Consider the following 5,534-nt stretch of genomic DNA (forward strand, 5'->3'; position numbering starts at 1 on the left):
GCGGCGGCGAAAGCCGTGACTGGGTCGTCGCCGAGTCGGCCGAGATCGCCGACGCTTTCATTCTCGATGTCGAGCGAAAGACGCACGCGCCGGGGAACGCGATCCTGGTCTTCTCAAACGGCCGATGGAACCGCAGCCACAGCCTGTACGAGGCGACTCGATCGGCATCCTTTGACGATCTGATCCTGGCCGACGGCATGAAGGATGCGATACGCAACGACTTTCAACAGTTCCTGGAAGCCGAGGATCGCTACACCCGGCTCGGCATTGCTTGGCGGCGTGGCGCATTGATGATCGGCCCGCCGGGCAACGGAAAGACGCACTGTGCCCGCGCGCTCGTGAAAGAACTGGACATCTCGAGCCTCTACGTGCAGAGCCTGAGCCATCAGTACTACACCCCCGAGCAGATGTGGAAACAAGTCTTTGACCGCGCCCGCGGACTTCGCCCCTGCGTCCTGGTCCTCGAAGACTTGGACTCGCTGGTGAATGACGAAAACCGATCCTTCTTTCTCAATCAGCTGGACGGTTTCGAGCAGAACCACGGGATGATCGTCCTCGCCACGACGAATCACGCCGAGCGGATCGATTCGGCAATCATCGACCGCCCCAGCCGTTTTGATCGCAAGTACCACTTCAATCTTCCGGCGCTCGAAGAACGGAGCCAGTATCTCGCCGACTGGCAACAACGACTTTCCGGCGAGTGCGGCTGGACGGCGGAACAAGTCGATCCGATCGCCGCAATCACCGAAGCGTTTTCGTTCGCCTATCTGAAAGAGCTGGTCGTCAGTTCGTTGATGAAGTGGATGCACGAGTCATCCACCGATTTCGCGGCCGTGATGACCGAACAAGCGGGAATCTTGCAACGGCAGATGAAGACCGAGTTGTCGGAACCCGCTTCGCACAATGGACGGCGTCGCCGGCGCGGCGAGCGTGTGTAACGCTGTCGTTAGCTGTTTCCGATGTCGGTCCATCGGCCAACCAACTAGCCTCGACGCGATGCGCTTCGCTTCTGGGCATCGATCAGTCGGTCTGCAATTTCAGCAATGATGAAATCACGCCTCTTTGAAGACAACGATTTCTCGGAGTACTCCACTTCGTCAACCGGTTTATTTTTGCGATGGTTGAACCAGCGAATGAGATCCAGTTTTGTTCGTGGCTTTTCGACAGTGAACGGCGAGAGAACCGCCGTACCGTCCATCACAACAAAAATCCAAGGATCACCGGTCCGGTCAATTGAGCTGTAGTTCTTCTTTTCGACAAGCTCGAGCGGTGAAAGTTTTTCGTAGAGCGTCTTTGCTGACTTTGCCGCGACCAACACTCCGTCAATATCAACAATCACGGGATAGGCGGGTGCGCGGAGAAAGTACGAGAGTTTATCAAAGCTTGCCATTTCGTCCTCCTGGAATGCTCTGCATTTTAGCCGTTTCAAACAGCACAAAAAGCAGGGCCGAGCTCACAATGGGACAAAAGGGAGCAATCGGTCAGATGTTCCGCGCAGGTCCTCCAAGCCGATGGTCACTCGACTGATGCCCGGAAACAACGCCACCGGTCGATCGAAAACGGAGGGTAAGAAAATTTCGGAGGTAAGAAAATTGCCGACGACCGGGGATCGCTGCGGGGATTCATCTTCTTACCTCCCAAATCTTCTTACCTCTTTTCCGCGGCCGGCTCTGAAGTGTCGCGGGAACTGCTCGCCCCTACTGATCCTGTCCGCGGTTGGACTCGATGATCACGGGGCGTTCGACGTTGATTCCCCAGGCCTTGAGCGTTTGGTAGGCCTGGTCGCGGACGCCGTAGTACTTGGTGCGGGTTCGATCGTCGGCCAGCTGTTCGCTGTACCCTGTGTCCTGCAGCAGCCCGCGCAGTCGGTCGATGTTGGCTTCGGACTTGAAGTACCGTAGCACCTCGGCGGCTTTCGATCGGCTGGAGTAGTTTTCGGAGTCGAGCCATCCGATCGCCAGCGTCTCCAGTGGCTCGTCCACGGGCACGATCAGTTGCCCGTGTGGTCCCCGTTTGGAATCGAACGGCACGTCCGGTGGAATCGTCAAACAAACCGTATGCAGTTGCCGCACGTTGGGTGGCACGCGGCCGATGATCTCCCTGGCCGCCTGGAGGACCGCCTCAGGTGTGCGCAGGATCGTGAAATCAGCCCGAAGGACTTCGACCTTGCCCGGCGTCAACTCAATCAATTTCGGCGAGAACTGGTGATGATCGCTGTGCGCGATCAGCAGACGACTGGAACGCTCCTCAACGTCTTTGAACCGTGCCGTCGGGTGTTCGACGAACAGCCCCATTTTTTCATGACGTTGCTCGAAGATCGGGTACTTGAGCGTTTCCTCCACTGCGATCGTGATGCCAGGCTTCTCCGAGCCGCCGGGGATCGGCTCATCGCGGACCCTGACGATCCTGGCAATCCAAACACGGTCCGCGTTGATGATCCAGCTCTCCAGACTTTCTGCGGTGTAGACCAAGGGTTGAGCCGTGGCATGGTCGCTCGCGAAGAGCGCGAACGCCAAGACGACAACTGAAATTCGGCAAATGCGACGCATGCGTACCGGTCTCCTGAAAGGGACGAACCGCTCGGGACTGCCTGTTGAAGTATAGCCGACGCGGTTCCGCCGTCTGGCCACGGCAGCGACGCTCACTTTGATTCCTTTCGAGCGGTGCGATATGTTTTGCGACATCCCACACCAATTGCCGATTCTTCTCTGGAACAGAAAATCAAATCGATGAACTCCGACGCAAACCCACCCAACGCACTGCCTCCCAGAGACGCGCACAAACGAGGATTACACCGGACGATGACACTCGGCGGGGCCTATGCAACCCGCAACCATACGATCAAGCATCTTCAAGATTTGAAAGGAAAAGCTGTTCTCACCGAGACCATGCCGTTTACGACGCGCGAGGCAGCGGCGGCGGAAGAGGCGGGAATCGACACGCTGAAAGTCAAATTTGATCCAGCGGATCCGGCCAGTGCACTTGCGATCCGAAACGCAGCGCCGCACACCTTCATGACGTTCTGTATCGGATTGACAAAGATTGCGACCGCGGCCGAAGCGGTTCGTGCCGGCTACGACGCCATGGAACTCGGCGCCGATGGAATCATGTGCCAATGGGGACCCGAATTCATTCGAGCCGTTTCGGACGCTGGAATTCCGGTGGAAGCCCACGCCGGCCTGGTGCCCCGCTTGAGCACCTGGACCGGAGGCCTGAGGGCGGTCGGCAAAACGGTCGAAGAGGCGATGTGGGTCTACGAGCAGATTCAATCGTTTGAAGAAGCAGGAGCCTGGGCGGTGGAAGTGGAAGTCGTACCGGCCGAGCTGCTTGCACAGATCTCCAAACGCACCCGCCTGGTGACGTCGTCCATCGGTGCAGGCAGTGGCGGTGACATTCAATTCATGTTCGCCGAAGACATTTTGGGCAACCACGCTCCTCCCTATCCACGACACACCAAACAGTATCGGAACCTGTTCAAGATGGAACAGGCGATGCAGGCGGAGCGCGTCGGGGGCTTTCGAGACTATATCGACGATGTCAAAGGCGGACAGTTTCCTGGCCCCGAACATGTGGTCAAAGCACCGGAAGGATTGATCGACCAGTTCCTTGCCGCTGTTGACGGCGGCGGGGACAAGTAGCTTCCACCGGCATCGGTGAGTGCCTGCGTTCTCACCCGCCGGATGCTTCATTTTTTGACCACTCAGTTTTTTGACCCGATCTCCTTTGAGATGCACGACGACCTGACCGACGGCAACTTCCCGCCTTCACGGCCGCCGGGTCTTCTGGATGAACCGTGCCAGTTCCTTCATATCGATCGCAGCATCGCCGTCTTGGTCGATCAGACTGAGTTTTTCAGGGAAGAGTGGACTGTCACGGTTGGCCCCACTGGCCTTCAGCTCCGCCTTGGACAGTTTGCGATCGCCGTTGGAATCATTTCTCGCGATCAAGATCGATGCCCGGTTGGCGGATTCGTCGTCGAACCCCAGCAGCTTTCGCTGCTTCGCCAAATACGTTTCGATTTCCAACAGCGACAGGAGTCCGTCACCGTTTTCGTCGGGGCTACCGAGGTCGGGGTCTGGGTCGGCTTGGCGAAACAGGTTCGCCGGCACTAAACCGTCGCCATCTGGGTCGCTGCGTCGGATCACATTTCTGGCGAGCAATTGATCCGAAGGCGTCATCCCCATCCGCATGCGGCGATCGGCCAAGTATTCGGCCAGCTCCGAGACCGATAACGATTCGTTGTCGTTTCGATCGAACTTCATCGTTGCCGAATCCAAACCGACGGCGTCGAGTTCATCGCCGCCCAACTGACGATCTCCATTGAGATCACCTTGATTGATCAGCGCCATCGCACCGCCTTGGTCACAACCCTTGACACCCAACTCATCACGAAACTTGCGTTCAAACGCCAATCCACGAATCAATTCATCGGCAGAGAGTTCGTCATCGGAATTTCGATCGTAGCTTTCGATCTGATCTGAAAACGTATTGTTCTCCAGTTCCCTCAACTGCAACTTTCCGTCTCGATTGCTGTCATATCGCTTGGTGTAACTGTCGGCCAAAATCGAATCCATCTGCACGATGCCCGCACGTTCACGTTCGGCCGCGAGTTTGAGCGTGACTTCGACTTGCTGCAAGTCACCGCTGCGATTGAGATCAAAAGGGCGGATGTCTTCGCTGGTCCACTTCAGCCGCTCGTACTCGGATTTACTCAGCGCCCCATCGTCATCCAAGTCATGCCGGGCAAACAGTTTGGCGGTCGCCGTCAAATCCATTTCCAGTAGCTTGATCGCGAGCGGATCGGATGGCTCGGCTGGCGCGCTGTCGTCCTGTGCAATGAGCGTTGGCGTGGTGTGCAACCCGGTAAAACAGACGGCAAGCAAGAGTAGGCATGCCGCAGAACGATTGGATCGGCAGCCGTGGAAGAGCATGAGAGTCGGCACGTCAGAACGCCCCCGCGTGATGGACTGAATCATTTTGCAACCGACGCAGTATAACTGCCCCGGCCGATCCCATTGGGGCCTCGCCCAATCCGCCGGCGCGTGGCAAACACAGCAGCCCCACCCTCTGGCGGAGGCAACCCAATTTGCCTGCCACACACCTTCATTTGACGCTTCTTCGATGGTCCATTAGTGTGAATTCGGAGCGGCTGCTTGCAACCGACCGCCACGCCGGTGCAGCTGCCCTGTCTGATACAAAATGGAACTCAACTTATGAACACACGTTTAACATTTGTCGCTGCCCTGTTGCTCTTTCCGTTGGGGATCGGTGCTCAGGAGCCGAACTCTGAAACCAGCACCGCCAACCGGGTGATCATCGTCAGCGGCACGGGAGAGGTGAACGGAGTGCCCGATGTGGCCGAGATCAATGTCGGTGTTGTGGTCGAGGCAGACAGCGCCAAAGCGGCGTTGGTCGCAAACAACGATCAAATGAAGCGACTGCTGGAGAAACTGAAACAGCTTGGCATCGCCGAAAAAGACATCCAGACCACCAGTTTCAACGTCGCGCCGCGCTACCAACGCATGCGCAATCCC

The 5,534-nt window shown here is 57.3% G+C and carries 6 protein-coding genes; 3 read left to right on the forward strand and 3 right to left on the reverse strand.

The features are described 5' to 3' along the window. The coding region (locus ABX749_RS19620) for an AAA family ATPase (protein ID WP_372897459.1) at positions 1 to 938 on the forward strand (938 nt) is incomplete at its 5' end. 44 nt (positions 939 to 982) lie between these two features. Here ABX749_RS19620 and ABX749_RS19625 read toward each other — a convergent pair. Together ABX749_RS19625 and ABX749_RS19630 are read right to left on the reverse strand one after the other, a co-directional pair. Continuing rightward, the gene (locus tag ABX749_RS19625) at positions 983 to 1,390 is read right to left on the reverse strand and encodes a hypothetical protein (RefSeq protein ID WP_372897460.1); all 408 of its coding nucleotides are present in this window, start codon (positions 1,388 to 1,390) and stop codon (positions 983 to 985) included. 307 nt (positions 1,391 to 1,697) lie between these two features. Beyond that, positions 1,698 to 2,549: a hypothetical protein gene (locus tag ABX749_RS19630; protein WP_372897461.1), complete on the reverse strand. Its 852-nt coding sequence runs from the start codon at positions 2,547 to 2,549 to the stop codon at positions 1,698 to 1,700. Between the two features lie 180 nt (positions 2,550 to 2,729). Here ABX749_RS19630 and ABX749_RS19635 point away from each other — a divergent pair, with 180 nt between their 5' ends. Next, on the forward strand, positions 2,730 to 3,638 hold the full coding sequence (locus tag ABX749_RS19635; RefSeq protein WP_372897462.1) for a 3-methyl-2-oxobutanoate hydroxymethyltransferase: 909 nt from the start codon (positions 2,730 to 2,732) through the stop codon (positions 3,636 to 3,638). Between the two features lie 126 nt (positions 3,639 to 3,764). Here the strand turns inward: ABX749_RS19635 and ABX749_RS19640 are convergent, their stop codons facing one another. Then, positions 3,765 to 4,883: a hypothetical protein gene (locus ABX749_RS19640; RefSeq protein ID WP_372897463.1), complete on the reverse strand. Its 1,119-nt coding sequence runs from the start codon at positions 4,881 to 4,883 to the stop codon at positions 3,765 to 3,767. A 330-nt stretch (positions 4,884 to 5,213) separates the two neighbouring features. Here ABX749_RS19640 and ABX749_RS19645 point away from each other — a divergent pair. Then, positions 5,214 to 5,534: SIMPL domain-containing protein (locus ABX749_RS19645; protein ID WP_372897464.1), on the forward strand; the 321-nt coding region annotated here is incomplete at its 3' end.

The organism is Stieleria sp. (assembly GCF_041595215.1).
Lineage (GTDB): Bacteria > Planctomycetota > Planctomycetia > Pirellulales > Pirellulaceae > Stieleria > Stieleria magnilauensis.

Bases quoted from the DNA above. Each gene is read 5' to 3' on its own strand.
- ABX749_RS19625 (WP_372897460.1), bottom strand. From the start codon at position 1,390: ATGGCAAGCTTTGATAAACTCTCGTACTTTCTCCGCGCACCCGCCTAT.
- ABX749_RS19630 (WP_372897461.1), bottom strand. From the start codon at position 2,549: ATGCGTCGCATTTGCCGAATTTCAGTTGTCGTCTTGGCGTTCGCGCTC.
- ABX749_RS19635 (WP_372897462.1), top strand. From the start codon at position 2,730: ATGAACTCCGACGCAAACCCACCCAACGCACTGCCTCCCAGAGACGCG.